The 26347-nt window shown below is 43.5% G+C and carries 30 protein-coding genes and 1 tRNA gene; 30 read left to right on the top strand and 1 reads right to left on the bottom strand.

From position 1 onward, the window contains the following. Positions 1 to 160: 160 nt before the first annotated feature. The 11 genes from rnpA to DESDI_RS17105 all read left to right on the top strand — a co-directional run bounded on the left by rnpA (position 161) and on the right by DESDI_RS17105 (position 9845). A complete protein-coding gene (gene rnpA, locus DESDI_RS17150) occupies positions 161 to 505 on the top strand; it encodes a ribonuclease P protein component (protein ID WP_015263872.1) in 345 nt (114 codons plus the stop codon). 23 nt (positions 506 to 528) lie between these two features. Next, entirely contained in the window at positions 529 to 735 is a 207-nt protein-coding gene (yidD, locus tag DESDI_RS17730; RefSeq protein ID WP_015263871.1) for a membrane protein insertion efficiency factor YidD, read from the top strand. An 11-nt stretch (positions 736 to 746) separates the two neighbouring features. Continuing rightward, positions 747 to 1445 carry a YidC/Oxa1 family membrane protein insertase gene (locus DESDI_RS17145; protein ID WP_015263870.1) on the top strand — a complete coding sequence of 233 codons (699 nt, stop codon included), beginning with the start codon at positions 747 to 749 and terminating at the stop codon, positions 1443 to 1445. Positions 1446 to 1492: 47 nt separating this feature from the next. Continuing rightward, a complete protein-coding gene (gene jag, locus DESDI_RS17140; protein WP_015263869.1) occupies positions 1493 to 2131 on the top strand; it encodes an RNA-binding cell elongation regulator Jag/EloR in 639 nt (212 codons plus the stop codon). Between the two features lie 90 nt (positions 2132 to 2221). Then, positions 2222 to 3598 (top strand): tRNA uridine-5-carboxymethylaminomethyl(34) synthesis GTPase MnmE, encoded by a 1377-nt coding sequence (gene mnmE, locus DESDI_RS17135; protein WP_015263868.1) that lies wholly within the window; start codon positions 2222 to 2224, stop codon positions 3596 to 3598. A gap of 8 nt (positions 3599 to 3606) precedes the next feature. Beyond that, a complete protein-coding gene (gene mnmG / locus DESDI_RS17130; RefSeq protein ID WP_015263867.1) occupies positions 3607 to 5520 on the top strand; it encodes a tRNA uridine-5-carboxymethylaminomethyl(34) synthesis enzyme MnmG in 1914 nt (637 codons plus the stop codon). Continuing rightward, positions 5510 to 6229 carry a 16S rRNA (guanine(527)-N(7))-methyltransferase RsmG gene (rsmG, locus tag DESDI_RS17125; RefSeq protein ID WP_015263866.1) on the top strand — a complete coding sequence of 240 codons (720 nt, stop codon included), beginning with the start codon at positions 5510 to 5512 and terminating at the stop codon, positions 6227 to 6229. The genes mnmG and rsmG overlap by 11 nt, the downstream gene beginning before the upstream one ends. 190 nt (positions 6230 to 6419) lie before the next feature. Further along, complete coding sequence (locus DESDI_RS17120) at positions 6420 to 7181, top strand: ParA family protein (RefSeq protein WP_015263865.1); 762 nt, start codon at positions 6420 to 6422, stop codon at positions 7179 to 7181. Further along, positions 7174 to 8022 (top strand): ParB/RepB/Spo0J family partition protein, encoded by an 849-nt coding sequence (locus DESDI_RS17115; RefSeq protein ID WP_015263864.1) that lies wholly within the window; start codon positions 7174 to 7176, stop codon positions 8020 to 8022. The genes DESDI_RS17120 and DESDI_RS17115 overlap by 8 nt, the downstream gene beginning before the upstream one ends. 594 nt (positions 8023 to 8616) lie before the next feature. After that, on the top strand, positions 8617 to 9309 hold the full coding sequence (locus DESDI_RS17110) for a DUF554 domain-containing protein (RefSeq protein ID WP_015263863.1): 693 nt from the start codon (positions 8617 to 8619) through the stop codon (positions 9307 to 9309). Positions 9310 to 9344: 35 nt separating this feature from the next. Next, the gene (locus DESDI_RS17105) at positions 9345 to 9845 is read left to right on the top strand and encodes a DUF4446 family protein (RefSeq protein WP_015263862.1); all 501 of its coding nucleotides are present in this window, start codon (positions 9345 to 9347) and stop codon (positions 9843 to 9845) included. Positions 9846 to 10051: 206 nt separating this feature from the next. Here DESDI_RS17105 and yyaC read toward each other — a convergent pair whose 3' ends face one another. Then, complete coding sequence (gene yyaC, locus DESDI_RS17100) at positions 10052 to 10621, bottom strand: spore protease YyaC (RefSeq protein WP_015263861.1); 570 nt, start codon at positions 10619 to 10621, stop codon at positions 10052 to 10054. Positions 10622 to 10737: 116 nt separating this feature from the next. Here yyaC and DESDI_RS17095 point away from each other — a divergent pair, with 116 nt between their 5' ends. The 19 genes from DESDI_RS17095 (at position 10738) to DESDI_RS17005 (ending at position 26337) form a co-directional block, all read left to right on the top strand. Beyond that, on the top strand, positions 10738 to 11769 hold the full coding sequence (locus tag DESDI_RS17095) for a YkvI family membrane protein (RefSeq protein WP_015263860.1): 1032 nt from the start codon (positions 10738 to 10740) through the stop codon (positions 11767 to 11769). Between the two features lie 74 nt (positions 11770 to 11843). Then, the gene (gene hypA, locus DESDI_RS17090; RefSeq protein ID WP_015263859.1) at positions 11844 to 12188 is read left to right on the top strand and encodes a hydrogenase maturation nickel metallochaperone HypA; all 345 of its coding nucleotides are present in this window, start codon (positions 11844 to 11846) and stop codon (positions 12186 to 12188) included. After that, a complete protein-coding gene (hypB, locus tag DESDI_RS17085; RefSeq protein WP_015263858.1) occupies positions 12185 to 12868 on the top strand; it encodes a hydrogenase nickel incorporation protein HypB in 684 nt (227 codons plus the stop codon). The genes hypA and hypB overlap by 4 nt, the downstream gene beginning before the upstream one ends. Further along, the gene (locus DESDI_RS17080) at positions 12858 to 13259 is read left to right on the top strand and encodes a tetratricopeptide repeat protein (protein ID WP_041219577.1); all 402 of its coding nucleotides are present in this window, start codon (positions 12858 to 12860) and stop codon (positions 13257 to 13259) included. Before hypB ends, DESDI_RS17080 begins: the two co-directional genes overlap by 11 nt. Positions 13260 to 13386: 127 nt before the next feature. After that, a complete protein-coding gene (locus DESDI_RS17075; protein ID WP_015263856.1) occupies positions 13387 to 14013 on the top strand; it encodes a CBS and ACT domain-containing protein in 627 nt (208 codons plus the stop codon). A 217-nt stretch (positions 14014 to 14230) separates the two neighbouring features. Next, on the top strand, positions 14231 to 15010 hold the full coding sequence (locus tag DESDI_RS17070) for a CvpA family protein (RefSeq protein WP_015263855.1): 780 nt from the start codon (positions 14231 to 14233) through the stop codon (positions 15008 to 15010). A 123-nt stretch (positions 15011 to 15133) separates the two neighbouring features. Next, a complete protein-coding gene (locus DESDI_RS17065) occupies positions 15134 to 15334 on the top strand; it encodes a DUF951 domain-containing protein (RefSeq protein ID WP_015263854.1) in 201 nt (66 codons plus the stop codon). A gap of 106 nt (positions 15335 to 15440) precedes the next feature. Then, positions 15441 to 16541, top strand: coding sequence for a redox-regulated ATPase YchF (ychF, locus tag DESDI_RS17060; RefSeq protein ID WP_015263853.1), 1101 nt, complete (start codon positions 15441 to 15443; stop codon positions 16539 to 16541). A 147-nt stretch (positions 16542 to 16688) separates the two neighbouring features. Further along, positions 16689 to 16976 (top strand): 30S ribosomal protein S6, encoded by a 288-nt coding sequence (rpsF, locus tag DESDI_RS17055; RefSeq protein WP_015263852.1) that lies wholly within the window; start codon positions 16689 to 16691, stop codon positions 16974 to 16976. A gap of 15 nt (positions 16977 to 16991) precedes the next feature. Next, complete coding sequence (locus tag DESDI_RS17050; protein ID WP_015263851.1) at positions 16992 to 17402, top strand: single-stranded DNA-binding protein; 411 nt, start codon at positions 16992 to 16994, stop codon at positions 17400 to 17402. A gap of 52 nt (positions 17403 to 17454) precedes the next feature. Beyond that, a complete protein-coding gene (rpsR, locus tag DESDI_RS17045) occupies positions 17455 to 17685 on the top strand; it encodes a 30S ribosomal protein S18 (protein WP_015263850.1) in 231 nt (76 codons plus the stop codon). A gap of 100 nt (positions 17686 to 17785) precedes the next feature. Then, a complete protein-coding gene (locus tag DESDI_RS17040) occupies positions 17786 to 18109 on the top strand; it encodes a MazG-like family protein (RefSeq protein WP_041219575.1) in 324 nt (107 codons plus the stop codon). 82 nt (positions 18110 to 18191) lie between these two features. Further along, positions 18192 to 19148 (top strand): DUF2232 domain-containing protein, encoded by a 957-nt coding sequence (locus DESDI_RS17035; protein WP_015263848.1) that lies wholly within the window; start codon positions 18192 to 18194, stop codon positions 19146 to 19148. A gap of 45 nt (positions 19149 to 19193) precedes the next feature. Continuing rightward, on the top strand, positions 19194 to 19640 hold the full coding sequence (rplI, locus tag DESDI_RS17030; protein ID WP_015263847.1) for a 50S ribosomal protein L9: 447 nt from the start codon (positions 19194 to 19196) through the stop codon (positions 19638 to 19640). A gap of 26 nt (positions 19641 to 19666) precedes the next feature. Continuing rightward, on the top strand, positions 19667 to 21715 hold the full coding sequence (lonC, locus tag DESDI_RS17025) for a Lon family ATP-dependent protease (protein ID WP_015263846.1): 2049 nt from the start codon (positions 19667 to 19669) through the stop codon (positions 21713 to 21715). After that, positions 21687 to 23021: a replicative DNA helicase gene (gene dnaB / locus DESDI_RS17020; protein ID WP_015263845.1), complete on the top strand. Its 1335-nt coding sequence runs from the start codon at positions 21687 to 21689 to the stop codon at positions 23019 to 23021. Before lonC ends, dnaB begins: the two co-directional genes overlap by 29 nt. A gap of 305 nt (positions 23022 to 23326) precedes the next feature. Beyond that, positions 23327 to 24610, top strand: a complete 1284-nt coding sequence (locus DESDI_RS17015; RefSeq protein WP_015263844.1) for an adenylosuccinate synthase — start codon at positions 23327 to 23329, stop codon at positions 24608 to 24610. 144 nt (positions 24611 to 24754) lie between these two features. Then, positions 24755 to 24830, top strand: a tRNA-Lys gene (locus DESDI_RS17010). 325 nt (positions 24831 to 25155) lie between these two features. Then, positions 25156 to 26337 carry an ABC transporter substrate-binding protein gene (locus tag DESDI_RS17005; protein WP_015263843.1) on the top strand — a complete coding sequence of 394 codons (1182 nt, stop codon included), beginning with the start codon at positions 25156 to 25158 and terminating at the stop codon, positions 26335 to 26337. Positions 26338 to 26347: the final 10 nt, after the last annotated feature.

Here is a 26347-nt window from a genome sequence, read left to right as displayed (position 1 = left end):
GGCCTTTTTCATGCTATTGGAAAGAATAACTTTTTAAATTCTTTATACTTTGGATTCTTTTATTTTATCTTTTTTATAAAGTAGGTTTATTCTTAGGTAGAGTGAGGAAAACTAAGTAAGATTAGGTAAAAGCTACGACAATTGTGATTACGGAGGAGCCATGTTACAGAGAAATCTTAGATTGCGTCAAAAATCTCTTTTTAAAAAGGTTTTTGCACAAAGAAAAAGTTTCTCTGGAAAGTATGTTGTCGTTTATGTGGCAGAGGGTCCCTCTAGGTTCGGATTCATTGCCTCTAAAAAAGTCGGTAATGCTGTGGTTCGTAATCGGGCCAAGCGTTTGATGAGAGAAGTCATTCGGCGCCATCTTCTAGAGATTAATGAAAATACTCAAATTATTTGTATTGCTCGTTCTTCTATTAAAGGAGTTTCCTATTCAGAAGTAGAAAATAGTCTTGTAAAAAGCTTATATAGAGCAAAAGCTATTAAGGGTGTGGATCTAAACTAATTGTTCCACAGGATGGTATTAGTATGAAAGCTATTTTGGTTGGATTAATTCGGTTTTATCAACGATTTATTTCTCCTTTAAAACGGCCATCTTGCCGCTTTTATCCTACCTGCTCAGAATATTCTATTCAGGCTCTACAGAAATACGGGGTTATAAAAGGAAGCTGGAAATCTCTTGTGAGAATTTCTAAATGCCATCCCTTTCACCCTGGCGGTTACGATCCGGTATAAGGAGGGTTCATGTGAGTACTTTTGTTGAATGGATGACTTTGTTATTGAAGTGGTTATATAATCTAACTGACTTGGTTGGGGTTGCTAGTTATGGTTTAGCTATTATACTTCTAACAATCATAATTAAAACTGTAATCTTTCCTTTGACTTGGAAGCAAATGAAATCCATGAGGAAAACTGTCGAGATTCAGCCTAAGCTTCAAGAACTACAAAAGAAGTATAAAGGAAAGCCAGAGAAACTGAATCAAGAAACGATGGCTTTGTATAAAGAGAATAATGTAAATCCGGCAGGGGGATGCCTTCCTTTGGTTGTGCAATTGCCAATCTTCTGGGCATTATATCGAACTCTTTTTAGTTTTAGCAACTACATTTCGGATCCAAACCAGGCAATGTTCTTAGGATTTGATATCACAGCGACTGGAAATATAGTTTTTGCACTCTTGGCTGGCGCTACGACCTTCTTGCAAACAAAGCTTACTACCATGACCAGTCCGGCCATGAAAGCCGATAAAGGTGGTAAACCTGACGCGACTCAATCGACACAAAAAATGATGCTCTATTTTATGCCATTTTTTATGGCCTATATCAGTTGGACTGTTCCTGCTGGACTAGCGTTGTACTTCTTAACAATGAATATTGTTTCGATACTTCAACAACTTTATATCAATCGCAGACTTGACAAAGAAAAATTGGATGCTGCTGCATCATAAGCCTTGTGGCAACCTAAGTGAGTTTGCTTGACAGAGGGAGGGTATCCATGAGATTTGCTGAGAAAACAGGTAAAACTGTCGATGAGGCCATCAGTGCATGTCTTGCTGAATTAGGGGTGGAGCGGGATCGAGTAAAGATTGAAGTTTTAGAGGAACCTACAAAAAAGGGACTCTTCGGTTTACTGGGGACAACCCCAGCAAAAGTGCGCGTTTCATATGAAGATTCGCCAGGTGAAATTGCCAGTGTCTTTCTTAAGGATGTATGCCACTCTATGGGAGTTAACGCTGAATTTAATTGTTCACAGATGGGTCAGCATTGGCTCGTTAACATTACAGGAGAAGAGCTCGGCATATTGATTGGCCGACGTGGGGATACTTTAGAAGCTCTCCAATACTTAACCAATCTTGCTGTTTCTAAACAGCTTTCTGAGAAAGTGCGGATTATCGTGGATGTGGAAGGGTATCGTCAACGGCGTGAAGAGACTTTAGTTCGGTTGGCGAAACGACTTTCTGATAAAGTAAAGCGTACAGGGACACGAGTGGTTCTAGAACCTATGAATCCTCATGAAAGAAGGATTATTCATACGGCATTACAAGAAGAAACTCACATCTCGACTTTTAGTGAAGGTGAAGAGCCCAATCGTAAAGTAGTCATTTCTTTAAAACGGTCCAAAGAGATTTTCTGAGGGGTGAGGGTAACCCCTCTTTTTCTTTTTTAAAAGGTCTTTCATGATCTAGACAATACCTACAAAATTAGACGAAGTGGAGCGAATCCCATGGATGATACGATTATTGCATTGGCAACAGCGTTAGGTGAGGGAAGTATCCATATTATAAGAATGAGTGGCCCTCAGTCCCAAGAGATAATAGATAGTACTTTTGTTCCTCGTCATAGGGGACGTTGGCAAGAGAATAAAAACTATACCTTGCATATCGGCCATTTCTATGGGGGAGATAAAATCCTCGATGAAGTCCTTATTGGCAGGATGTTAGCTCCTAGCTCCTATACTGGAGAAGATGTTTACGAAATTAATTGCCATGGTGGCTTATTTGTGGCCGAACGGATTGTGGAAGAATGTCTTCGCAGAGGCGCACGTTTAGCGGAAGCTGGAGAATATTCTAAACGTGCTTTTCTTAATGGTAAACTCGATTTGATTCAAGCTGAAGCTATTGTTGACTTGATTGGATCAAAAACTGATATTTCCGCAGATCTCGCACTGAATCAGCTAAGTGGGCATCTTTCAGAGAAAATTGCAGCTCTTCGCGAACATGTCTTAGAGACCCTCGCTTTCATTGAAGCGGGTATCGATTTTCCTGAGGATGGTGTAGAAAGTCTGGATCGTAACGCGCTCCTGCAGCGAATTGAGCATGGACTTCTGCATGCTCAAGATTTGCTCAATGGCAGCAGAACAGGGCGAATTCTGAGAGAAGGTTTGATAACGGTCATTGTCGGACAGCCCAATGTCGGAAAGTCCAGCTTATTGAATGCTCTTATGGGTGAGGATAGAGCGATTGTTACCGATGTCCCCGGAACGACCCGGGATGAAATTCGCGAATCAGTAAATGTGGGTGGTATCGTCTTACAGTTAGTTGATACTGCCGGAATCAGGGAAAGCAATGACGTAGTTGAAAAACTCGGTATTGAGCGCTCTTGGAAGGCCATGGAAAGAGCAGACCTTATTCTACTCTTGGTTCAGGCAGGACAAGAGCTCACAACAGAAGAGCTTGAAATACTGAACCAATATGCTAAGAATACGATCGTACTGATTAATAAATCGGATCTTCTCGAAGGTGTTAATCATCCTGAGGAAGCGTTGCCGACTGGTCCCCGCCTCGGTGTCTGGATTCCCTTTTCAGTTAAAGAAAGGATAGGATTTAGTGAATTAGAAACGGAAATCAAAAGGCGGGTGTATGAGGGTAAGGAGGAAAGGGCTAAGGAGCCTTTACTTTCGAATATCCGTCAAATCTCTGCTTTAGAGAGGGCGACTTGTGCCCTGGCAAGTGGTCAGGAATCCGTGCAGAAGGGGTTGCCCTGGGATATAGTTTCCATTGATATTCGTCAAGCGTTGCAAGAAATATCGCAAATAACGGGCGATACTATTCAGGAATCCTTGCTTGATGATATCTTCTCAAGATTTTGTATAGGAAAGTAGGAGAAACAGTGGAGTACTTTGCTGGAAAATATGATGTTATTGTGGTTGGGGCTGGACATGCCGGTTGTGAGGCGGCTTTGGCCTCCGCACGAATGGGTTGCCAAACATTGCTGATTACCTTAAGTATAGACACGATTGCTCATATGCCCTGTAATCCATCTTTGGGGGGGCCCGCAAAAGGACATCTCGTTAAGGAAATCGATGCTTTAGGTGGACAAATGGCTATAACAGCTGACGAGACCTCTATTCAGGCGAGAATGTTGAATACAGGGAAAGGACCCGCTGTGCATGCTTTGCGGATTCAATCAGATAAGCAAGCATACCACCTTCATATGCAAAATGTAATTATGGAACAAGAAAATTTAACTCTGCTACAGGCTATGGTAGAGCAAATTAAAACTGACCAAGGCCGAGTTTGCGGTGTCGTAACGCGGACGGGAGCTTTTTTTGAAGCACAGACAATTATATTGACTAGCGGTACTTATTTACGTGGGCGGATAATTATTGGGGATGCCATGTATGAAGGCGGACCTAACGGACAGGAAACGGCACAAAGTCTTTCCGGGGATTTAACTAAGCTTGGACTGGAGCTGGGACGATTTAAAACCGGCACACCGCCACGGATCAACAAACGATTTGTTGATTTCTCTAAATTTACTGTTCAGCCCGGTGATAGCACCCCCTGGCGATACTCTTTTCTGCCGACTCAAAGTGTGTATTGGCAAAGGGATACGGAGAAACAAATCCCCTGTTGGTTGGGCTATACAACTCCGGAGACTCACGAAATCATTCAAAAGAATCTTCATCGGGCTCCTCTTTATTCTGGAAAGATCGAAGGGATTGGACCCCGTTATTGCCCTTCCATCGAAGATAAGGTAGTGCGATTTGCTGATCGTTCATCACATCAGATTTTTCTTGAGCCTGAAGGTTGGGATAGTGATGAGCTTTATATCGCTGGTTTATCCACCAGTATGCCTGAGGAAGTTCAGTATGAGATATTGCATAGTATACCGGGATTAGAGAAGGCGATGTTGCTTCGGCCAGGATATGCCATTGAGTATGATTACGTTAAACCGCATCAACTTTCTCTGAGTTTGGAAGTACGCAAGCTTCCGGGTTTGTTTACCGCAGGTCAACTGAATGGTACTTCGGGCTATGAAGAAGCTGCTGCCCAAGGCTTACTGGCTGGAATCAATGCAGCTTTACAAGTCAAAGGTAAAGATCCCTTTATTGTGCGACGTTCAGAAGGCTATTTGGGTGTGTTGATTGATGACTTAGTCAATAAAGGGGTGAAAGAACCTTATCGCCTTCTCACTTCACGGGCCGAATATCGATTGATTCTTCGCCAAGATAACGCGGATCTTCGGTTAACACCACGGGGAAGAGAAATCGGGCTTGTTAATGACGAGCGTTGGGAGAACTTTCAGAAGAAGAAGGATTCGATTCGTGAGATACATGCCTTATGGAGAGAAACAACTTTTTCACCTCTTAATGAACAGTTAATTGAGACCTTAGAAGCAGCTGGTTCTGCGCCGGTTCATGGTGGTATAACTGCTGAAGAACTGATGAGGAGACCGGAAATTACAATCAACGAGATGAAGCAACTTCTACCCCAATTAGCGGAGTATGAGGAAGAGGCACTACTAGAGGCAGGTATCGAGATTAAATACACAGGATATATAGAGAAACAACTATTGGAAATTGAACGATTAGCGAAGATGGAAGAACGATTAATCCCCGAGGAAATTGTTTATGATCAAATAAAGGGTTTATCCACTGAAGGAAGACAACGACTTAAGGAAGTATCCCCCACCAATATGGGTCAAGCATCGCGAATTACCGGAGTCACGCCGGCAGATATCTCGGTTATGCTTGTTTATTTGGAACAGCGCCGCAGAGGAGGACAAGTTCATGCAACCTGAGCACAAAGATCTTCTCCGCCGACTATCCATGGAAATGTTGAATCTTCACTTGTCAGACAATCAACTAGAGCAGTTCTCGGTTTATGCAGATCGTTTAGTAGAGTGGAATAAGAAAGTCAACTTAACAAGTATTACGAATCCCGAAGAGATTATTCTCAAGCATTTTGTAGATTCCCTTTCTTTGATACCCTTAGTAGCTGGCAATAAAATGGCAGATATTGGAACCGGGGCCGGATTCCCAGGACTGCCCATCAAAATCATGTTACCTCAGCTCAAGGTATATCTTGTTGATTCACTGGCCAAACGACTTGAATTCCTGAATGTCGTGCTAAATGAGTTAAATATACAAGAGGTTGAGACGATCCATTCACGTGCCGAGGACTTTGCTCGTAATCCTCTCTATCGAGAGACCTTTGATTGTGTGACCTCGCGAGCGGTTGCTCGCCTACCTGTATTGCTCGAATATGCAATACCACTACTGAGAACAGGTGGGGTTTTCTTGGCAGCCAAGGGATCACAGGTGGACGAAGAGGTAATCGAAGCCAAGAAAGCTGCGGAGATATTAGGAGCAGAAATTAAAGAGATAAGACGATTTAGCTTGGGTGAGGAAGCTGAGCACCGGGCCGTAGTTGTTATTGAGAAGATATCACCGACACCAGAAGCCTACCCTAGGAAAGCGGGCACTCCTGCAAAAAAGCCATTGATATGATTTTAGCTATGCGTCCTTTTGGGACGCTTTTTTATTTTATTATTCTTTTCGTTGTCTTTTCGACTCAAAGTGTCTAGTTTTATTAAGGATGTTTTGATACTATTAACAGGAAGTGTTTAAACGGTAATAATCTTGGTTAAACACACTTAGATATAAGGTAGCTTATTTTATTGAGAAGGGAGGTCACTTTATGGCTAGAATAATTGCAATTGCAAATCAAAAAGGTGGAGTTGCCAAAACAACAACAGCTGTTAATTTGAGCGCCTGTCTTGTTGAACATGGCAAACGGGTTTTGCTTCTCGATCTAGATCCTCAAGGAAATGCCTCGAGTGGGTGTGGAATAAATAAAAATAAGCTAGAGAAAAGTATTTATGATGTTCTAATTAATGAAGTCCCTTTAGAGAAGATTATCATGAAAACAGAAATACCTGGTTTATTGATTGCTCCCGCTAGAATTGAGTTGGCAGGTGCCGAGATTGAGCTGGTCGGTCTTGAAAAAAGAGAGGGAAAGCTTGTTTCTGCTTTAGCAAAAGTAAAAGATGAATATGATTTTATTATTATTGACTGTCCTCCTTCCTTAGGACTTCTTACCCTAAATGCCTTGACCGCATCTACAGATGTACTTATTCCAGTTCAATGCGAGTATTATGCCCTTGAAGGCTTAACTTTGCTTATGGATACGATCCACCGAGTGAAGCGCAACCTCAATCCGAATCTGAACATTTTAGGTGCATTACTTACTATGTTTGACGCACGTACAAATCTTGGTATTCAGGTCGTTGATGAAGTAAAGAAGTATTTTAAACAGAAAGTTTTTTCGACTATTGTTCCTAGGAATGTCCGTTTAGGAGAAGCGCCTAGTCATGGAAAACCTATTGTTCTTTATGATTCACGATCCCGAGGAGCCGAGGTTTACAGAGATTTGGCTGAGGAGGTATTAGAACGTGTCTAAAAAGGCTTTAGGACGTGGCTTAGAAGCATTAATAGGCGCAGAGCCCATGGAAGATGAAAGCTCTATCAGAGAAATTGGACTAGAAAAGATTAAGCCGAATCCAGAACAGCCGCGCAAAGGTTTTGACCAAGAGAGCTTGGAAGAGCTGGCTGCTTCCTTAAAGGTACATGGCTTACTCCAACCAATTCTGGTTCAAGCTAAGGATGATGAGTATATCATCATCGCTGGTGAAAGGCGCTTTCGTGCTGCGAAGCTAGCCGGTCTTATAAAAATCCCTTGCCTTATTCAATCGGGAAGCGAACAGGAACTTGCAGAAAAGGCCTTAATTGAAAACATTCAGCGATCTGATCTTTCCCCCGTGGAAGAAGGAATGGCCTATGCTCGACTTATTCATGAATATGGATTAACCCAAGAGCAAGTGGCTGGACGTGTAGGAAAAGGACGACCGACCATCGCAAATCTGCTCCGTGTCATCCAATTACCAGAGCCACTCCTCAGATTAATTCAAGAGAATAAATTAAGTCTTGGCCATGCAAAAGTGTTATTAGGACTCAAAGATACATCGCTCCAAGTTTTATTGGGACAAAAAGCAGCGAAAGACAGCTTACCAGTTCGGGAATTGGAAAACTTAATCCTAAAGTATACAGATCAATTGGAGGCGCCTAAAGCACCAAAGAAAGTCCCGCCTATTTTTAATCAGATTGAAGATAAATTGAGATCATCATTTCAGACTAAAGTTAAATTGAAGGGAAAGCCAGAGCGAGGAAAAATCGAGATTGAGTACTTTTCTGAGGAAGAGTTTAATCGACTATTAGAGATGTGGGACATTCGAGTTGATTAAGAATGTTCCACGTGGAACATTTTATTATGCGCATCAGAAAGAATATGCTTATTCAAAGTCGGTAGTATAACGCAACTAGGGCGGCAGTCGTCGCCCGAGAACTTGGCGCCAGCCAAGTTTTGTTTATTATCAAGATTAATAGGGCTTCGGTAGTTTCCATATGTGGGGAGGCAGTGACCTCGTAACACTGGCAAAGTCGTGTTTGAAAATTGAAATTGTATCTTCGGAATCCAATGGAGCAAAATGCTTGAATAGATACCCTTGAAGTTCAATGATTGAATTTTATACGACCTTAGGCTATAATCCTAATATTGTTTCTATTTTGCTGAGATGTTCCACGTGGAACATTTGTTATATCAAGCTTAATGCTGTTTTCTGCTCTGCAGACGAAAATAGTGATAATAGCGCTCAGTATGGGATTCTAAATACGTTTTACATCATGATATTCTTAAAGATATCGGAGTCAGAGTACAAATTAATGACAAATGTAAAATATATACAGGGACTAGTGGTTGCGGTAAGCTGCTAGAGCTATAGAAAATAAAAATGTTCCACATGGAACATTGCGGAAGAAAGCAGTAAGGGTGATAGATTGTGCTCGGAACTATTGTGAACTCATTAGCAATTATTTTTGGTTCTATAGTGGGAATTCTCTTTGGGAAGGCTTTGCCGGAGAAGATTAAGAGGACAGTAACCCAAGGGATTGGTTTAGCAGTAATACTTATCGGCATGAGCATGGCTTTAGAAACCCAAAATCCCTTAGTGGTTATTGCAAGTTTAGTCATGGGTGGAATCATCGGAGAATGGATAGATATTGAACTCAGGCTGCAGCACCTTGGAATGTGGCTTGAAGGTAAATTCTCCAAAGGCGGGAATGGAGGTAATTTTACTAAAGGGTTTGTTTCCTCAAGCCTCATGTTTTGCGTAGGGGCGATGGCCATCATGGGTGCTTTAGAAAGCGGTCTCAAGGGAGTGCATGATATTCTCTATGCTAAATCCATGCTGGACGGGATTTCATCTATAGTGTTAGCATCATCCATGGGGATAGGGGTACTGGTATCTGCGATACCTGTTTTTCTATACCAAGGGGGAATAACGGTGTCTGCGACGCTTCTCCAAGGAGTTCTCTCCGAACCGGTTATAGCCGAAATGAGTGCAACGGGTGGATTGCTGATTGTTGGTATAGGGGTAAACTTACTTGAAATTAAAGAAATTAAAGTGGGCAATCTATTACCAGGAATATTTGTCGCTATTCCTTTGACTATGTTTTTCGCACAAGTGATGTAGAATAATTTGATACTGATTTGATTGAGGGGGAGACTATGAACTTAGAACAAATTATGCCGCTATCCTACTGGGCTATAGCTGTTGTGGGGTTTCTATGCATCATCGAGTTTATATTGATTTTTATGTTGAATAGTAAGATGAGAAAGTTTCAGAATGCATACCTTTCCTTACAAACCTTCGTCGATGGTAGCTCCTTAGATCAAGAGCTAAAAACGTATCGCGAAGAGGTAAAGGAAAATAGAACAGACATAAAGCAAATTCGGGAGAGGGTAGAAAGAACAGAAAGGAAACTTCGGATAGCTACAGATCGAGCTGAATTGGTCCGCTTTAGTGCCTTTGAAAATATGGGTAGCGATTTGAGCTTTTCCTTGGCGCTCCTCAATCAAGAAGGGAGTGGCGTTGTTATATCTTCGATCAACAATCGTGATGAATCCAGAGTCTATGCCAAACCCATTGTTCAAGGTGAATCAACGTACCATCTTTCTGAAGAAGAGCGACAAGCCATAAATAAAACCAAAGATACGCTAAAAGTATAAGAAGAGAATAGTATTAGAATAAGTAATTAGTATAAACACAAATAGAAATATAATAATAGGGCATAACAAGAAAAAATATGAGTGCCAAGTTTGTACAAAGTCGATATAATCAAAATATGAGGAGACGATTACTACTGTAAAAGTAGGCAATCGTCTCCTCATCTCATTTTAACAACGGTACAAAGAGAGGAAGGTGCTACTTGAGATTAAGAAACTCTCGTCTTAATATAGGCATTAGCCAACAGATCGCTAAGAGCCTCGGACATCTTCCAAACTAACCCGAGACGTGTGTTTTGTAAAACCATGTACTCCATAAAACCTCCAACATTAACAATGCCGGTTAAGTGGACCTCACCGACTGCAGGGAGCTCTTTATGGACCCCTGCCCCTGGCTTAAGCGGTCCGTTAGCTAAAGTAATATTACCAACAGAGTCCATCTTTCCAAGGCAAGCATCAATAGCAACAATAAAAGGGTTATGATAGGTACTCTGGATGTATTGAATATTCTCGTTTAGGTTAGTGGCATGCACTGGCTGTTCTAAAGTACCTAGGACAGTAAGCTTAGGTAGTCCCAATCGACTGAGATAGGTCCCGGTAAGTGGACCAAGGGCATCCCCGGTAGAACGGTCAGTACCGATGCAGAGGATAACTAATGGACGATGGCGTTCCCCGTAAAGAACATCGATAAGCCTAGCCTCCATTTTTTGCGTTCCTATCTTATCATCAAAATGTGCTTTGAATTTATGAGATTCTGTAAAAACAGAAAGAATGCTCATCACTTACCCCCCCGCAAATATAAAAAGATATACTCCATTATTCTTCCCCTAAAGGAGAGAATTTATGCATGGGACGAAGGAAGAAACCATATGCATGAGGCAGGAGGGGTGTATTCATGCATATAAAAATTGCTTTTCAAGTTGCAGCAACCTATATAGGGGCTGTGATGGGTGCTGGATTTGCCTCTGGACAAGAAATTCAGCAATTCTTCGCAAACTTTGGTGGTAAAGGAATATTTGGTATTTTGATTAGCGCTGCTCTATTCTCAATCTTGGGTTGGATGATGATCGACCTCCAAAGACGGTGGAAGGTGTCCTCCTATATGGAATTTTTTGCGCGGCTTTTTGGGGAAAAATGGGGAGCTCGCATGGAAATTTTGATTAGTCTTCTTTTATTTATAGGGATGACAGCAATGATGTCAGGGGCGGGGGCTGTATTTCAACAGTACTTTGAACTTTCTTCTTGGGTAGGAATAATACTGACTGCACTAGTTATTGCTATTGCTCTATGGTTTAGGGGTGAAGGAATCCTTTGGATTAATACGATGTTAATACCCCTCAAATTTATTTTTTGTCTGGGAATAGCTCTTTTGGCCATTCTCTTTGCTGAAGGAACCAAGGGTGTGAATGTTGAAATCGTATCGAATCCCATGATCCAAAGTTGGGTATTTTCAGGTGTCCTTTATGTGTCATTCAATTTAACCTTAGCTATGGTCGTTTTTGCTTCTTTAGGGAAAGAAATACAAAAGCCAGAAGCACGCATCGGTGCAGTTTTCGGTGGTATGGCACTGGGTGTCTTTGCTCTGGTTATTTATATGGCCCTTTTAAGGTTTCCGGAGGTTAGAGGCTACGAAATTCCCATGGTCGCAGTAGCAGGTAGGTTAGGATCTTGGGCGGCCTTCTTCTATGTGGTTGTCCTATGGCTGGCCATGTTGACAGCTGCCATCGGTAATGGCTTTAGTCTAGTCAACAATATTGAGAAGAAATATAAAATAAATTATAGGACTTCCATTATATTCCTTTTATTAATTATCATTCCCCTCTCGGGCGTGCAATTTTCATTTATCGTCAAGACGGTCTATCCCCTATTCGGTTATTTGGGTTTGATATTTATTCCCGTACTGATTTGGAAGTATAGAAAAACATAATCTCTCACTTGTCCAAGGGCAATATTTGGGATAAGATAGAAACAAATTATAGCTGGAAGGCAAGGAGTGATTAGGTGCACGAGATGTCTTTGATGGGGGGAGTATTCGAGGTCATAGAAAGGACTTTGGCTCAACATCATGTAAAAAAAGTGACCTTAGTGAAGCTGAAAATAGGGAAGCTCACCAATGCGGAGCCGGAAGCTCTCCAGATGGCCTTTGAGGCGTATGCTAAAGGAACGGTCAGTGAGGGTGCAGAGCTCCAGATTGAGTCAATCCCTGTTAAGGGCCGCTGTAAAGGCTGTGGCGATGAATTTCTGGTTGGCGGCCTTTTATTTGCTTGCCCCACCTGTCAACATATGGTTATTGACATCGTAGAGGGAGAGGAATTACTTCTGGAAAGTTTGGAGGTAGAAGAATGAGCTCGCAACGTGAAATAGCCGTGATGGCTAATTTGCTACAGAATAACGATATTCAGGCAGAAATCAATCGGAAGCATTTTCAGAAAAACAATTGCTTAGCTATTAATATTATGGGTTCCCCTGGAGCAGGAAAAACGACCCTCTTAGAACGCACACTCTCCAACTTGAAGAACAAACATCATGTGGCCGTCATAGAAGGAGATATTTTTACAAGCAAGGACGCAGATCGAATCGCACAACATGATATTCCGGTGATACAAATCAATACCGGTGGTGGATGTCATTTGGATTCTAAAATGGTCGAAAGAGTTTTGCCGGAGTTCCAATGGGATCAACTGAATCTCATGATCATCGAGAATGTTGGGAATTTAGTATGTCCCGCTGATTTTGATTTGGGGGAAGATTTCAAGGTAGTTGTTCTTAGCGTGGTGGAGGGGGATGACAAGCCTTCAAAATATCCGGTTATATTCCGCAGTTCGAAAGTTGCCATCTTAAATAAGATGGATTTATTACCTTTGGTTGAGACAGATCTCAAAATAATGAGGGAAGACATCCTGAAGATTAATCCAGAGATAATCATTTTTGAGGTTTCTTGTCGTACAGGGGAGGGACTCCAAGAGTGGGCGGATTGGCTTGATGAGCAAGTACAGCAAACAAAGGGAAAAACCAATGAGCAATAGCTATTTCCAACAAGGATTAGACCATCTTGAGGCTGAACGACTTCAAGAAGCCGAAGAGGACTTCCTACGCTATTTAGATGAATGTCCGGAGGATGCGATGGGACATAATAAGTTAGGCGTAGTTTATGGTAAATTTCATGACTTTACACGTGCCAAAGCTTGTTTTATGAATGCCATCGAGTTGGATGAGCACTGTACACATGCTTGGAATAACTTAGGCAACATTGCTCGACAGGATGGAGAGTTGGAGCAAGCCATTCGCTATTATCAAAGGGCTGTAGAGATCGACCCACTTAATCCTATTCCCGCTAAGAATCTAAAAACTGTACAACGCCAAGCGACGTGGTCCCCTTCGAGAATTAAGGGCTTTTTTCGTAGAAATAAAACGTAATAGGAATTATAATGGTGAATAGTAACGATACAAATCTAAAGGGCTCCCTCACTTGGTTTAGAGGAAGTTCAAGGGTGAAAGTCGAATACTCATAGCAGGACTAGAGTGTTAGGAAGAGGTGATTTTCATGTATGTAAAGCAATTTATGACATCTCGTGTATTCACAGTCAGCCCGGAGGATAATATTGCGGATACCATGGCTCTTATGAGAGAGCAAAAAATTAACCGTTTGCCTGTCGTAGAAAAAGGAAGACTGGTCGGTATTGTTACGGATGGAGATCTTCGTGAGGTCTCTCCCTCCCCGGCGACAACACTCAGTATTTTTGAACTCAATTATCTGGTGGGGAAAACCCCCATTCGAGAGGTAGCCGTTAAAAAGGTAATCACCTGTACTCCAGATACAAAAATAGAGGATGCGGCCCTTTTAATGAGGGAAAACGGGATTGGAGCCTTGCCGGTTATTGAGAACGGTAAATTAGTAGGAATCGTTACCGAGTCAGATATTTTTGATACGTTCTTGGATATTATGGGATTTAGAAGCCCCGGACATCGCTTCGTCATTGAGACTAAGGATGAAGTGGGTGTGATGGTAGATTTGGCGTCTACTATGCAAGAACATGATGTCAATATCACCAGCTTAGCTGTTTATCATCTTAGAGATAACCGTGTACAGATTCTTGCTCGTCTCAGTGGAGATCGGGTGGATGAAGTTAAAGCTAGCCTCATTGCCAAGGGATATGAGTTAAGCCATTAGCAGCATAATTGTGCAACCATGGAGTATAGTAGCTGATAGCAAGTTAGCACCCTCGGGGTGCTTTTTTCTTTCCTATCTTGTTTGAAGCTTATCGGAAGATACTGTTACGCAACTTAGTAGGTGGCATCGTCTATGACTCGACATCGACCAAGTTTTGTTTATTCTTTTAGGGCGCATGAAGTATAATAGAGGGAACCAAGGTTTTAGGAGGAGAATCATGAATAGCTTCGATATTCTCATTCTCGCAATTGTCCTTATTGGGGCAATTCAAGGGTATCGCAAGGGTCTCATTTCCGGGTTCATTAGTTTGGGTGGAAATCTGGTCGCCTTAATTCTTGCTGCGCAAAACTATCGGATTCTGTTGCAGTGGTTGGATCAGAATCTTCCTTTAAGGGGATGGCTAGAAGCTGCGATTTACAAGCGAATACTTCCGAACGTGGAGTCCAAAGCAGCACAAGTTGAGGAGCAGACCGTTGAAAAGTTTTTATCGATTTTCCCGGAGGAGTTCAGGAGCGTTTTAGGAGGATCGAACCTTCCAGATGTAGAGCTATATACGGATAGTGCTTTGCAGTCCATTACTCAAAATTTTGCCCAAGCCCTTTCGGATAACGCAATGAAAATTATCGCCTTTGGCTTGGTGTATTTTGGGGTAATCCTTGTCATAGAGATTATTTCAGCACTCCTGTTAGCTCCCTTAGGTTTTTTGTCGGGTACCATCAACGGCGGTGGGGGCTTGTTAGTGGGAGGACTGGCCACGTTTCTGGGTCTTGCAGTTTTTTTCGGGTTGTTCTCTCCGCTCTTTACTATTGCTAACGCGGGAGAGACGATTGGATTTATAGAGGGCTCTACTTTGCATCCCTATTTGCTACAGGCCTATAGCTTTCTTGGGGATATCCTTCGTTTGAATTTTGAACAAGGCTTTCGCTTACCAATAGACCTTGAAAATCTAACCTTACCTAATCCGAGCTTACCCGATCCGAACTCCATCAATCTATAAGGTAAAAGGATGTTTCCTAAAGTTGTAATCGAATAAAGTGACCCGGGAGGAGAAATCCTTATCATTAGATGATGTATGAGCATTGAGATTGGAGTAAGAGAAGTAGTAAAGGGGGTAAGTTCTATGATTCCTTTGCAAGTGGGAGATACTATCCGCCTGCGCAAGCCTCATCCCTGTGGGAGCCATGATTGGAAGGTTATGCGAACCGGCATGGATTTTCGTATTCAGTGCTTGGGCTGCCAACATCAGGCTTGGATTCCTCGAGTCAAGCTTGAACGACAGTTGAAGGAGATTCTGCAAAAAACGGATTCAGCGGAGTTGTAAGAAGGGAAAGCTTGCGGTTTGGCCAAGATTCCCATATAATCTTAAAGGTTAATACTATTGATAACCAAAGTACTATTTCCTGAAATAAGCTGGAGGTTTTTTTAAAATGACATTACATGCAGGGATTGTTGGTTTACCGAATGTAGGAAAATCAACCCTATTTAATGCTATAACACAAGCGGGTGCAGAGGCCGCCAATTATCCTTTCTGTACGATTGATCCCAACGTAGGAATTGTGCAGGTACCCGATTCCCGAATGCAGGTTCTTGCGGGAATGGTTAAACCTGATAAAATTGTCCCTGCTACAGTGGAATTTGTGGATATTGCCGGATTGGTCAAGGGAGCCAGCAAGGGTGAGGGATTGGGGAATAAGTTCTTATCCCACATTCGAGAAGTGGATGCCATTGTTCATGTGGTTCGTTGCTTTGAGGATAGCAATGTAGTTCATGTCGAAGGTAGTGTGGACCCCAAAAGAGACATCGACACCATCCAGCTGGAATTAGTTCTCGCGGATTTAGAGAGTGTCGAGAAACGCCTAGAACGTTCTGCAAAACTTTTAAAATCAGGAGAGAAGAAGGCTCAGCTTGAGGTTGCCCTTCTTAATCGCTTAAAAGAGGTCTTGGATGAGGGTCAGGCTGCGAGAAGTTTAGACTTCAGTGACGAGGAGCTGGAACTCTTAAAATCTTTCCCTCTCTTGAGTATGAAGCCAGTTCTCTACGCGGCTAATGTTAGTGAAGAGGACATTGCCCACCCGGATGATAATGCATATGTCCAGAAGGTTCGAGAGATTGCAGCATTTGAAAATTCCGAAGTGGTTGTGGTTTGCGCGAAGATCGAGGCTGAGATTTCAGAACTAGAAGAAGAAGAAAAAAAGGCCTTTCTTGAAGATCTAGGTCTTGTGGACTCGGGTTTGGATCGTCTGATTCGAGCGGCTTTCCACTTACTGGGGCTCATGACGTATTTTACTGCCGGACAGATCGAAGTAAGGGCTTGGGAAATTCGCCAAGGTACCAAAGCACCTCAAGCTGCCGGGGTTATTCATACTGATTTCGAACGGGGTTTTATCCGCGCTGAAGTGGTTGCTTACAAAGACTTTGTCGAACACGGGGGCCTGAGCGGGGCAAAAGAAAAGGGTTTGGTTCGTTTAGAAGGCAAAGAATATGTGATGAATGATGGGGATATTGTTCATTTCCGTTTTAACGTCTAATAATATTTTCCGTTAAGAATTTTCCGTTTGCATACCTTTTCAATACGTGCTATAATCTTAAATTGGTAGTCTTTAATAAATAGTCTTGCTAGACTATGTATCCCTGCCCCTGTCGTGGGGGCCGCAAGTCCGAGGGGAGGTGCAATTATGAAAGCGTACGAAGTACTTTATGTCATCCGTCCAGATTTGGATGATGAGGCTGTTGCCGCAGCAGTGGACAAGTTCTCCGAAGTTGTAACCAATAACGGTGGAGCAGATGTCGCTGTTGACAAATGGGGCAAACGCCGCCTAGCTTACGAGATTAATGATTATCGGGAAGGTTTTTACGTCCTGATGAACTTTAATGGCGAAGCTCGTACAGCACAAGAGGTTGAGCGGATCATGAAGATCTCCGATACCGTTGTGCGTTTCTTGACCACAAAGAAAGAAGATTAGTAGGGAGGGGTTACTATGTTGAATCGCGTCGTTTTAATAGGCCGTTTAACGAAAGACCCCGAGTTACGTTATACCCCGAATGGGGTTGCTGTAGCCAGCTTTACACTTGCTGTTGATCGCAACTTCAAGAATGCTAGCGGGGAACGGGAAGCGGATTTTATTCCATGTGTGGTATATAGACAGCTGGCTGAGCTGTGTGCGAATTATCTTTCCAAAGGGAAATTAGCAGCTGTCGACGGGCGGTTGCAGGTTCGTACCTATGATGGTCAAGATGGACAGCGTCGTTGGGTTTATGAGATTGTTGCTGAAAATGTACGATTCCTCAGCCCTAAAGACGGAAATTCCGGACATGGATCATCCTCAGGTTCCAGTGATGTTGGGACATATGGTCATGAAGTAAGCTTAGATGACGATATCCCATTTTAAACAAAAAAACTCCGAAGGAAATACCTTCTAAAACGGGAAGGGTGTGAATTGAATGAAGCGTGAGCGCGGACGCAGACCAAGGAAACGTGTATGTAGCTTCTGTGTTGATAAAGTAGAGTCCATCGATTATAAAGAGACTCATAAAGTTCGCAAATATATTACGGAACGCGGCAAGATTTTGCCTCGCCGTATTTCTGGCAACTGTGCAAAGCATCAACGTCAAGTGACTGTTGCGATTAAAAGAGCACGCCACATTGCGTTATTGCCTTATATCGTAGATTAAAGAAGGGGGAGCATGGCTCCCCTTTTTTGCACTCTTGCAGGAGATTGATGTTGGATTAGCGAACATTTTTTAGTATAGAGATGATCAAGGTATTATAAATATGACGGGAGGGGCCCCCGTGGTTGAAGTCGATGTTATCAAAGGGCTAAAGGCTATTGAAGAGCTTAAGGTAGAGATGTTAAAAGCACAGTGGGAGTTTCAGGAAGGGTCCATACATGGCTCGGAAGGTGAAATGCTACAGGGCTTAGCGGATCTTGTAGCTTTAAGCTATTTATTAACGCGCCGCATGGGATTTGATTATTCACGTCTGGACCGCACCCTGTTGCAGCGGTTAGAGGAATGGAAAGAAAACGACCACCATAAATTAGAAACCCAATGGGGTGACCTCGGATTATTGTTAAGCTATTTAGCCCCAGAAGATTGAACAAGACTAACCCTAACCTTCAGTGAGACCACTGAAGGTTAGTCAAGTCCATACTAGTCCAGTAATAGATTGGAGCATCAGAATGTACATCAGTGACCAAAAAACCACCAATATGTTAGCTATTCTCGTTTTAGTAGCCGGACCTTGGCTGGGGGTATCGAAGCAGGCTTGGGGTTGGACGTTGGATATCCTCTTGCTACTAGCACTTTTATGGGTGGGAAGAAGTGATCGAGAACATGGCTTGCGCTTTGGGACGATTTTTTTGTTTTCAGGATATGGACTTGCAGTGCTCCTTAACGGATTTCCCTCTTACACCTCGTTTAGCTTTGTTCCTTGGGCGGGATTAGTGACGATTTGGGGTATGAGAGCTCCCATTACTCATCGTGCTGTTGTTTTTTGGAGCTTAGTAGCAGCCGGTGTTACTGGAATAATTCCGACACTAGGTATGTTGTTACAGGGTGTAGCTCAAGACAGCGTTCAAGTTTTGGTTCAAAGTCTTATGGATCAATATACCCAAGCCGGAATGTTGGAGAATCTCAAATCTCAAGGAGTAACAGAGAGAGAACTTCTGACCTTATTTGAGCAGATCGCTAATACAATGATTACGTTGACTCCGGGCCTTGTCGCCCTTACGTCACTCGCCAAATGGGGGGCAGTTTATTATTTCTTTGTGCGCTGGTTTCCTTTCCCCGAGCGAGCTTATCAACCCTTTACCGAATGGCGCTTGCCTTGGTATGCAGTATGGGGGATGAACCTAGCTATAGCGAGTTACCTCGTGGGGGATCTATTGCAATGGTTAACCGTTAAACATATTGGTCTTAATTTGATGCTAGTCTATGGAGTTGTCGCTCTCATTTTAGGAAGTGCTATCTTTGTCTCCTTCCTGAAAAAACCAATGTTATCCGTCTTTGTTAAGTTCATTTTGCTCTTCGCGAGTTTTCTCTATATTCAAGTGACGGCTCCCGTATTGATTATCATGGGATTGCTGGATTTGGTGTTTGATTTTCGCCGGAGATCTACCCCTAAGAAAAAAGAATAGCGCCACTGGCAAGAAAGCAATTGAGTGCAGAATGGAGGATTTGGCATGAAAGTTATATTGAATCAAGATGTCAAAGCATTAGGAAAGAAAGGTCAGGTCTTTGAAGTTTCTGATGGATACGCTAGGAATTTTCTTTTCCCTAAAGGCTTAGCAGTTGAAGCGACCTCGGGCAACCTTAGTGATCTCGCTTCGAAAAAGGCGAATGAAGATAAGAAAAAGGAAAAAGAAAAAGAAGATGCGCAAGCGCTTGCGGCAAAGCTGAATTCTATAACTGTAGAAGTACAGACGAAGAGCGGAGAAGGCGGACGACTTTTTGGTTCAGTTACCAATAAAGAAGTCGCCGAAGCCTTAAAGGCAAAGTACAAAATTGAAGTGGATCGTCGTAAATTAGAGATTAAAGAACCGATTAAGGCTCTCGGCACCTTTAATGTGCAGGCTAAGCTGCATCCTGAAGTCATAGCACAATTTCAAGTTCTCGTAAAAGCAACATGATCAGGCAATCGTGAAAGGGGTCCCTTATGAAAGGGTTATATACAAAGTGGTTTACTCAAGTTAAGAATGAATCGAAAGACTCACGGACTGAGGAAAGCGACGAGCTAATCCAAGCCGAAGCACCAGATAACGGAGATTCTCTAGAAGAAAAAGAGGCGTTACGGGAATTAAATGAAAAATGGCATCATGAAGTGGATGCCCTCTATACTCTTCTTGCCAATTTTTATGGAAGTGACAAATTGGTCCTGAAGGCTACTCGTCTTGGGGCTATTCATCTTATTCAATCTGAAGACATTCAAGAGCGAACAGCTGGACTGCTCAAGCTTGTTTTAGATGACCCGACCGATCGAGCACTGCCCAATCGAGAAGGGATTTCACAAATTCTTTTGGAGATAGAAGATCATCTAGCAGAGCTGATTGCTCGGCGCGCTATGGAAGAGCGCTTGGACAAAGCTGTAGCCGATAAAATGCAGGAGCGACATGAAGACTATGTCAAAGAAATAAAAAGTCAACTTGTTAAAGAGAATTCCGGTCCGGATAATGCCCAAACATTAAAAAAGTTAGCCCATATTGAGAAGATGAATCAAGTAAAGCTGGCTAACTCTGTCTCGGAGGTTTTACGCCCCCTAACAGTGGAGGAAATAATCGGTCAACAGATTCCCATGCAGTTTCTTTTAGCTAAGTTGGCTACACCCTACCCACAACATCTTCTAATTTATGGCCCCCCTGGAGTGGGAAAGACCTCTGCTGCCCGAGTGGCTTTAGAAGCAGTAAAGAACACTACTCATACACCCTTTACAGAAAAGTCTCCTTTCATCGAAGTAGACGGGACGACCTTGCGTTGGGATCCACGGGATATTACGAACCCTTTATTGGGATCTGTTCATGACCCTATCTATCAGGGAGCTAAGCGAGATTTAGCAGAAACGGGGATACCCGAGCCGAAGATGGGGTTAGTCAGTGATGCCCATGGGGGGATATTATTTATCGACGAAATCGGTGAGATGGACTCTATACTTTTGAATAAACTTCTCAAAGTATTAGAGGATAAGCGTGTTTTTTTCGAATCCGCCTATTACGATCCCAATGACCCACAAGTTCCACTTTATATTAAGAAACTCTTTGAAGAAGGAGCTCCTGCAGACTTTGTGTTGATTGGAGCAACCACACGAGATCCGCGCGAAATCAATCCGGCTTTAAGGTCGCGCTGCGCTGAAATATATTTTAATCCTCTCGAGCCTAAGGATATTCGACACATTGTTGTCCAAGCCGCTCAGAAGTTAGGTGCAACCTTAGAGGAACAGGTTCCAGAGATTATCAGCGACTACGTTTTCGAAGGTCGCAAAGCAAATACAATCCTTAGTGATACTTATGGGCTTGCTCGCTATCGTCGCCCTCATCAAGAAGAAGTTATTGTAAAGGCTGAGGAAGTCTATGAGGTGTTGCGTTCAGCGCGACTTACCCCCTATATTTCTCATAAAGCCATTGAGGAGGGTGAGGTAGGGAGAATTCTAGGTCTCGGTGTCCTTGGTTTCGTGGGTTCCGTCCTGGAGATTGAGGCAATCGTCTTTCCGGGTAGAGAAGGAAAGGGAGCTATTCGCTTTAATGAAACAGCAGGAAGTATGGCGCGGGATGCCGTATTTAATGCCACAGCGGTCCTGCGAACCCTGACCGGAGCAGATCTGAAGGATTACGATGTCCATGTCAATGTAGTGGGCGGTGGAAATATTGATGGGCCTTCCGCAGGTTGTGCTACCACCTTAGCTATCTACAGTGCTCTGAAAAGTGCGCCTTTGCGCCAAGATGTCGCTGTGACCGGAGAAATATCCATTCAAGGGAGAGTACGTCCGGTCGGTGGTATTGCAGAAAAAATATTTGGTGCCAAGCAAGCCGGAGTCAAAACTGTGCTCATACCCAAAGCTAACCATGCAGATGTCCCATCCGATCTCCAAGGCATCGAAGTGATTGCGATCGAGACAATCCAGGAAGCATTGGAGCATGCGTTATTCATGAACAAAATTGAACGGCATTTAGGAGGAGAGAAACATGGAACTGACCAAAGTTCCACCCCATAATTTAGAGGCGGAACAATCGGTTTTAGGTGCTTTAATGCTAGAACCGGAAGTGGGAAGTTCCGTATTTGAAGTATTACAGCCTGAGGACTTTTATCGGGATAACCATCGACAGATTTTCCTAACCATACGGAATCTTTTTGAACAGGGAGACCCTGTGGATTTGGTGTCAGTCGCCGAGGGCCTCCGTCAAAGCGGACGGCTAGAGCAAATCGGCGGTATCGCTACCATATCGCAGATCGCTCGCTCGGTTCCATCGGCAGTGAATTGTGAGTATTATGCACGCATCGTGGCCGAGAAGTCATTATTGCGCCAGCTCATTCGAGCTACCGGCCAAATTTCTGAAAGAGGCTACGAACCGGGAGAAGAAGCCACCGCTTTGTTGGAAGAAGCGGAAAAGATGGTCATGGATCTTTCTCAGAGGCAAGTGAAAGATGGCTTTGAGTCCATACGCAATATTTTATTGCATACTTTTGAAAAAATCGAAACACTTTATGCTAATAAGGGGAACCTAACTGGGGTTCCTACCTATTTTTCGGAATTGGATAGGATGACCTCCGGTTGGCAGCCTTCTGATCTGATTATCATTGCAGCTCGTCCCTCTATGGGAAAAACGGCATTTGTTTTGAATATGGCTCAAAACGCTGCGATAAGAGCGAATGTCTCGGTGGCTTTGTTCAGCTTGGAAATGTCAAAGGAACAATTAGTCCAGCGGATGCTCTGTTCAGAAGCCATGGTGGACCAACAGCGGGTCCGTACGGGAGATCTATTAGATACGGACTGGCCTAAGCTCACCCGAGCGGTCGGCCCCCTCTCCGATGCTTCTATTTATATCGATGATACAGTAGGAATTACTTTAGCGGAGCTACGCTCAAAGGCAAGACGCCTTAAGATGGAAAATGGTTTAGGGTTAATTGTCATCGATTATCTACAATTGATGTCTTTGGGAAGACGGGCAGAAAGCCGTCAGCAAGAGGTTGCCCAGATCTCGCGGGGTTTAAAGGGGATTGCCCGGGAGTTGAAGGTTCCTGTCATAGCTCTTTCCCAGCTTAATCGAGGTGTTGAACAGCGTCAGGATAAGCACCCGATTATGTCTGACTTGTTAGAGTCTGGTTCGATCGAGGCCGATGCCGATGTCATTTCGTTTATTTACCGAGATGAGTACTATAATCCCGAATCAGATAAAAAGGGAATTGCGGAAATAATTATCGCCAAGCACCGGAATGGCCCGGTGGGCTCAGTAGAATTAGGGTATCTTAAGGAATTTACGAAATTTGTGAATCTAGATCGTCAACATATCTCTGCCTAAGGACAAATCGTCCTTAGGTCTTTTTTTATGGTTTCACACATAAGAACAAAGTGATTAAGTCGAATGATTTTAAAAAAAAAGTGCCCAACGTTCGTATTTTGCGTTGACAAGAATACTCACTGACTGCTAAGATAAATTGAATTTACGAATGTTTTTCTGGAGATAGGGCAAAAATAATGAAAATTACACAGATTTGGAATATTGCTGGGAACATTCGGATAAACCGCAATTATTAGCACTAATAAAAGGGCGATTTTTAAGCAATTCGCTTTACAGGTCACGAAGAAAGATCGGGGGAATTAGGAATGGCATCTGTTGTGTTGATTGGTACCCAATGGGGCGATGAAGGAAAAGGTAAGGTGACGGATTTTCTCGCCGAAAAGGCGGATTTAGTCGTTCGCTATCAAGGAGGAAACAATGCTGGTCACACTGTGGTGGTTAAGGGTGAGGAGTTTAAACTTCACTTGATTCCTTCAGGTATTCTCTATGAAGATAAGACCTGCGTAATCGGTAATGGAGTAGTGGTTGACCCCAAGGTATTGTTGGATGAGTTGGATTATCTTGCCGAGCGGCAGGTGAAGACAGGAAGACTCCTGATCAGTTCTAACGCTCATATCATCATGCCCTATCACCGTTTGCTGGATGCCTTGGAAGAGGATTCTCGAGGGGAGCATAAAATTGGCACTACCAAGCGAGGAATCGGCCCTGCCTATATGGATAAAACCAGTCGTATTGGAATTCGCATTTTGGATTTGATGGATGCAGAGGAATTTGCTCAAAAGCTTCGCCGTAACCTAATTGAAAAGAATAATATCTTAACCAAGATATATGGTGTTGAGCCACTAGATTATGAAGCTATTTACACTGAATACTCTGGCTATGCTCAGAGGATTCGGGGTTTAGTCGCAGATAGCTCCTTAGTTATTGATGAATCCTTAAAGGCCGGGGAAAAGGTTTTATTTGAAGGAGCTCAAGGGACCCTACTGGACTTGGATCACGGTACCTATCCTTATGTAACTTCATCCCATCCTATTGCTGGGGGCGCCTGTATCGGTGCTGGAGTGGGACCGACACGCATTAATCGTGTAGTGGGAGTCATTAAAGCCTATACTACAAGAGTCGGTGAAGGACCATTCCCTACCGAGCTTTTGGACGAAACCGGGGAACGCATGCGTCAAAATGGCCATGAATTCGGTACCACTACAGGCCGAGCTCGTCGTTGTGGTTGGTTTGATGCGGTAATCGCTCGCTATTCTGTTCGGGTGAGCGGAATCTCCGATTTTGCTTTGATGAAGCTGGATGTTTTATCTGGTTTTGAGAGGATAAAGATATGTGTTGGCTATCGAGTCAATAACGAAGTGATTTATGAATTCCCACAAAGTCAGAAAATATTCAAAGCCTGTGAACCCGTTTATGAGGAAGTTGAAGGTTGGCGGGAGGATATTACAGGCGTGACTCGCTTTGCTGATCTGCCTAGGGCGGCCCAAGACTACGTGAAACGCATTGAGCTTCTCACGGAAACCCAGGTTACCCTGATTGCTGTGGGGCCTGGTCGGGAGCAGACGATCGTTCGCGGAGAGATTTTCTAAGATCTTTTGTATGTTCAGAATGTAACTTCGTACAAAGCTCGACGTAGCAACAAGTGCGAAAACAGTTCTTTCGGGGTTTTCTTTATCAAAAATATTGACAAGTTGTCGATGTTCCTGTAAAATACGTATTCGTTAGTGAGTTTTGAGCCATTAGCTCAGTCGGTAGAGCACCTGACTTTTAATCAGGGTGTCCCGCGTTCGAGTCGCGGATGGCTCACCATTATTAATTAAAACGCTTGTGTTCTTAGGAATGCAAGTTTTTTTGTGTTTGTATAGGATAAGACACCATGAATTTCTAATAGACACCATGCATAGTATTTATCTACCACAATCTGTTACATAATAATATTTATCTGTTACATAATATTTACCTTGACAGCCAGACCCCTGAAGGCTAAAATTATTTTAATCTTGGTTATTTTGGGGGTCTAGAAGTGCTGACTGCTGTAGTCGCAAATCGCCTCAAGAGAGTATGCACTGTTTTTTTGCCGGCATATTCGCAGACTCGAAATAATCATAAAATTAAGTTATAAGGGGAATGTATAATGAAAAGAATGTTTAGTATCGCAGTCTCTCTCGTCTTGACCATTGGTCTTCTGACCGGTTGCGGAGGCACGGATAAAGCTCCTGCCGGGCAACCCGACGCAGGCGGCAAAGAACCGGCCGCATCCGCCTTTAAGATTGGCGGCACCGGTCCTCTGACCGGCGGTGCAGCCATATACGGCAACGCTGCCAAGCAGGGTGCCGAGATTGCTGTGGAAGAGATTAATGCCCTGGGCGGCATTCAGTTCGAACTCAAATATGAAGACGATGAGCATGACGCCGAGAAGGCCGTTAATGCTTACAATAAGCTCAAGGACTGGGGCATACAGATGTCCCTCGGCTCCGTGACCAGCACCCCCGGTGTGGCCACCAGTGCTGAAACCTTTAGCGACCGGATCTTTGCCCTGACTCCCTCCGCCTCCGCCCCCGCTGTCATTGAGGGTAAGGATAATGTGTATCAGATGTGCTTCTCCGACCCCAACCAGGGTTCAGCTTCCGCTCAGTATATCGTTGACAAAAAGCTTGGCACAAAAATTGCGATTATATACAAGAATGACGATGTATATTCCAAGGGAATCTATAATACTTTCGTCAGCAAAGCCAAAGAACTGAACCTAGCGGTCGTCTCCACAACCACCTTCACCGAGGACAGCCAGACCGACTTTTCCGTTCAATTGGCTGACGCCAAGAAAAATGGTGCCGACTTAATCTTCCTGCCTATGTATTATACCCCGGCCTCTCTGGTACTCCAGCAGGCTAAGTCTATGGACTACTCCCCCAAATACTTCGGTGTAGACGGTATGGACGGTATCCTGACTCTGGAGAACTTTGACGCATCTTTGGCCGAGGGCGTTATGCTGTTGACCCCCTTCAGTGCTGACGCTACCGATGAGCGCACTGTCAACTTCGTTAAAAAATACCAAGAACTCTATAAAGAGACTCCCAACCAATTCGCAGCCGACGGTTATGACGTCGTGTATGCCTACAAGAAAGCCATTGAGACTGCCGGCATCACCCCTGACATGAGCGCCGCAGATATCTGTGAGAAACTGGTCCAAGTATTCCCTACTATTTCTGTTGACGGACTTACCGGTGAGAAAATGACATGGGCTGCTACCGGTGAAGTTTCCAAGACCCCTAAGGGCATGGTCATTGAAAAGGGTACTTACGTCGGTATGGATTAAGAGTATAATG

This window comes from Desulfitobacterium dichloroeliminans LMG P-21439 (assembly GCF_000243135.2).
Lineage (GTDB): Bacteria > Bacillota > Desulfitobacteriia > Desulfitobacteriales > Desulfitobacteriaceae > Desulfitobacterium > Desulfitobacterium dichloroeliminans.
Note: the sequence above shows the minus strand (reverse complement) of the source record. Positions and strands in the feature narration are given on the sequence as shown.

Coding starts and splice junctions, on each gene's coding strand:
- DESDI_RS17095 (WP_015263860.1), top strand. CDS start 10,738: ATGCATATAAAAATTGCTTTTCAAGTTGCAGCAACCTATATAGGGGCT.
- DESDI_RS17080 (WP_041219577.1), top strand. CDS start 12,858: ATGAGCAATAGCTATTTCCAACAAGGATTAGACCATCTTGAGGCTGAA.
- DESDI_RS17050 (WP_015263851.1), top strand. CDS start 16,992: ATGTTGAATCGCGTCGTTTTAATAGGCCGTTTAACGAAAGACCCCGAG.
- ychF (WP_015263853.1), top strand. CDS start 15,441: ATGACATTACATGCAGGGATTGTTGGTTTACCGAATGTAGGAAAATCA.
- DESDI_RS17040 (WP_041219575.1), top strand. CDS start 17,786: ATGACGGGAGGGGCCCCCGTGGTTGAAGTCGATGTTATCAAAGGGCTA.
- hypB (WP_015263858.1), top strand. CDS start 12,185: ATGAGCTCGCAACGTGAAATAGCCGTGATGGCTAATTTGCTACAGAAT.
- DESDI_RS17075 (WP_015263856.1), top strand. CDS start 13,387: ATGTATGTAAAGCAATTTATGACATCTCGTGTATTCACAGTCAGCCCG.
- dnaB (WP_015263845.1), top strand. CDS start 21,687: ATGGAACTGACCAAAGTTCCACCCCATAATTTAGAGGCGGAACAATCG.
- yidD (WP_015263871.1), top strand. CDS start 529: ATGAAAGCTATTTTGGTTGGATTAATTCGGTTTTATCAACGATTTATT.
- jag (WP_015263869.1), top strand. CDS start 1,493: ATGAGATTTGCTGAGAAAACAGGTAAAACTGTCGATGAGGCCATCAGT.
- DESDI_RS17005 (WP_015263843.1), top strand. CDS start 25,156: ATGAAAAGAATGTTTAGTATCGCAGTCTCTCTCGTCTTGACCATTGGT.
- rpsF (WP_015263852.1), top strand. CDS start 16,689: ATGAAAGCGTACGAAGTACTTTATGTCATCCGTCCAGATTTGGATGAT.
- DESDI_RS17035 (WP_015263848.1), top strand. CDS start 18,192: ATGTACATCAGTGACCAAAAAACCACCAATATGTTAGCTATTCTCGTT.
- rsmG (WP_015263866.1), top strand. CDS start 5,510: ATGCAACCTGAGCACAAAGATCTTCTCCGCCGACTATCCATGGAAATG.
- rplI (WP_015263847.1), top strand. CDS start 19,194: ATGAAAGTTATATTGAATCAAGATGTCAAAGCATTAGGAAAGAAAGGT.
- DESDI_RS17070 (WP_015263855.1), top strand. CDS start 14,231: ATGAATAGCTTCGATATTCTCATTCTCGCAATTGTCCTTATTGGGGCA.
- lonC (WP_015263846.1), top strand. CDS start 19,667: ATGAAAGGGTTATATACAAAGTGGTTTACTCAAGTTAAGAATGAATCG.
- rnpA (WP_015263872.1), top strand. CDS start 161: ATGTTACAGAGAAATCTTAGATTGCGTCAAAAATCTCTTTTTAAAAAG.
- DESDI_RS17015 (WP_015263844.1), top strand. CDS start 23,327: ATGGCATCTGTTGTGTTGATTGGTACCCAATGGGGCGATGAAGGAAAA.
- mnmE (WP_015263868.1), top strand. CDS start 2,222: ATGGATGATACGATTATTGCATTGGCAACAGCGTTAGGTGAGGGAAGT.
- DESDI_RS17120 (WP_015263865.1), top strand. CDS start 6,420: ATGGCTAGAATAATTGCAATTGCAAATCAAAAAGGTGGAGTTGCCAAA.
- yyaC (WP_015263861.1), bottom strand. CDS start 10,621: ATGAGCATTCTTTCTGTTTTTACAGAATCTCATAAATTCAAAGCACAT.
- DESDI_RS17105 (WP_015263862.1), top strand. CDS start 9,345: ATGAACTTAGAACAAATTATGCCGCTATCCTACTGGGCTATAGCTGTT.
- rpsR (WP_015263850.1), top strand. CDS start 17,455: ATGAAGCGTGAGCGCGGACGCAGACCAAGGAAACGTGTATGTAGCTTC.
- DESDI_RS17065 (WP_015263854.1), top strand. CDS start 15,134: ATGATTCCTTTGCAAGTGGGAGATACTATCCGCCTGCGCAAGCCTCAT.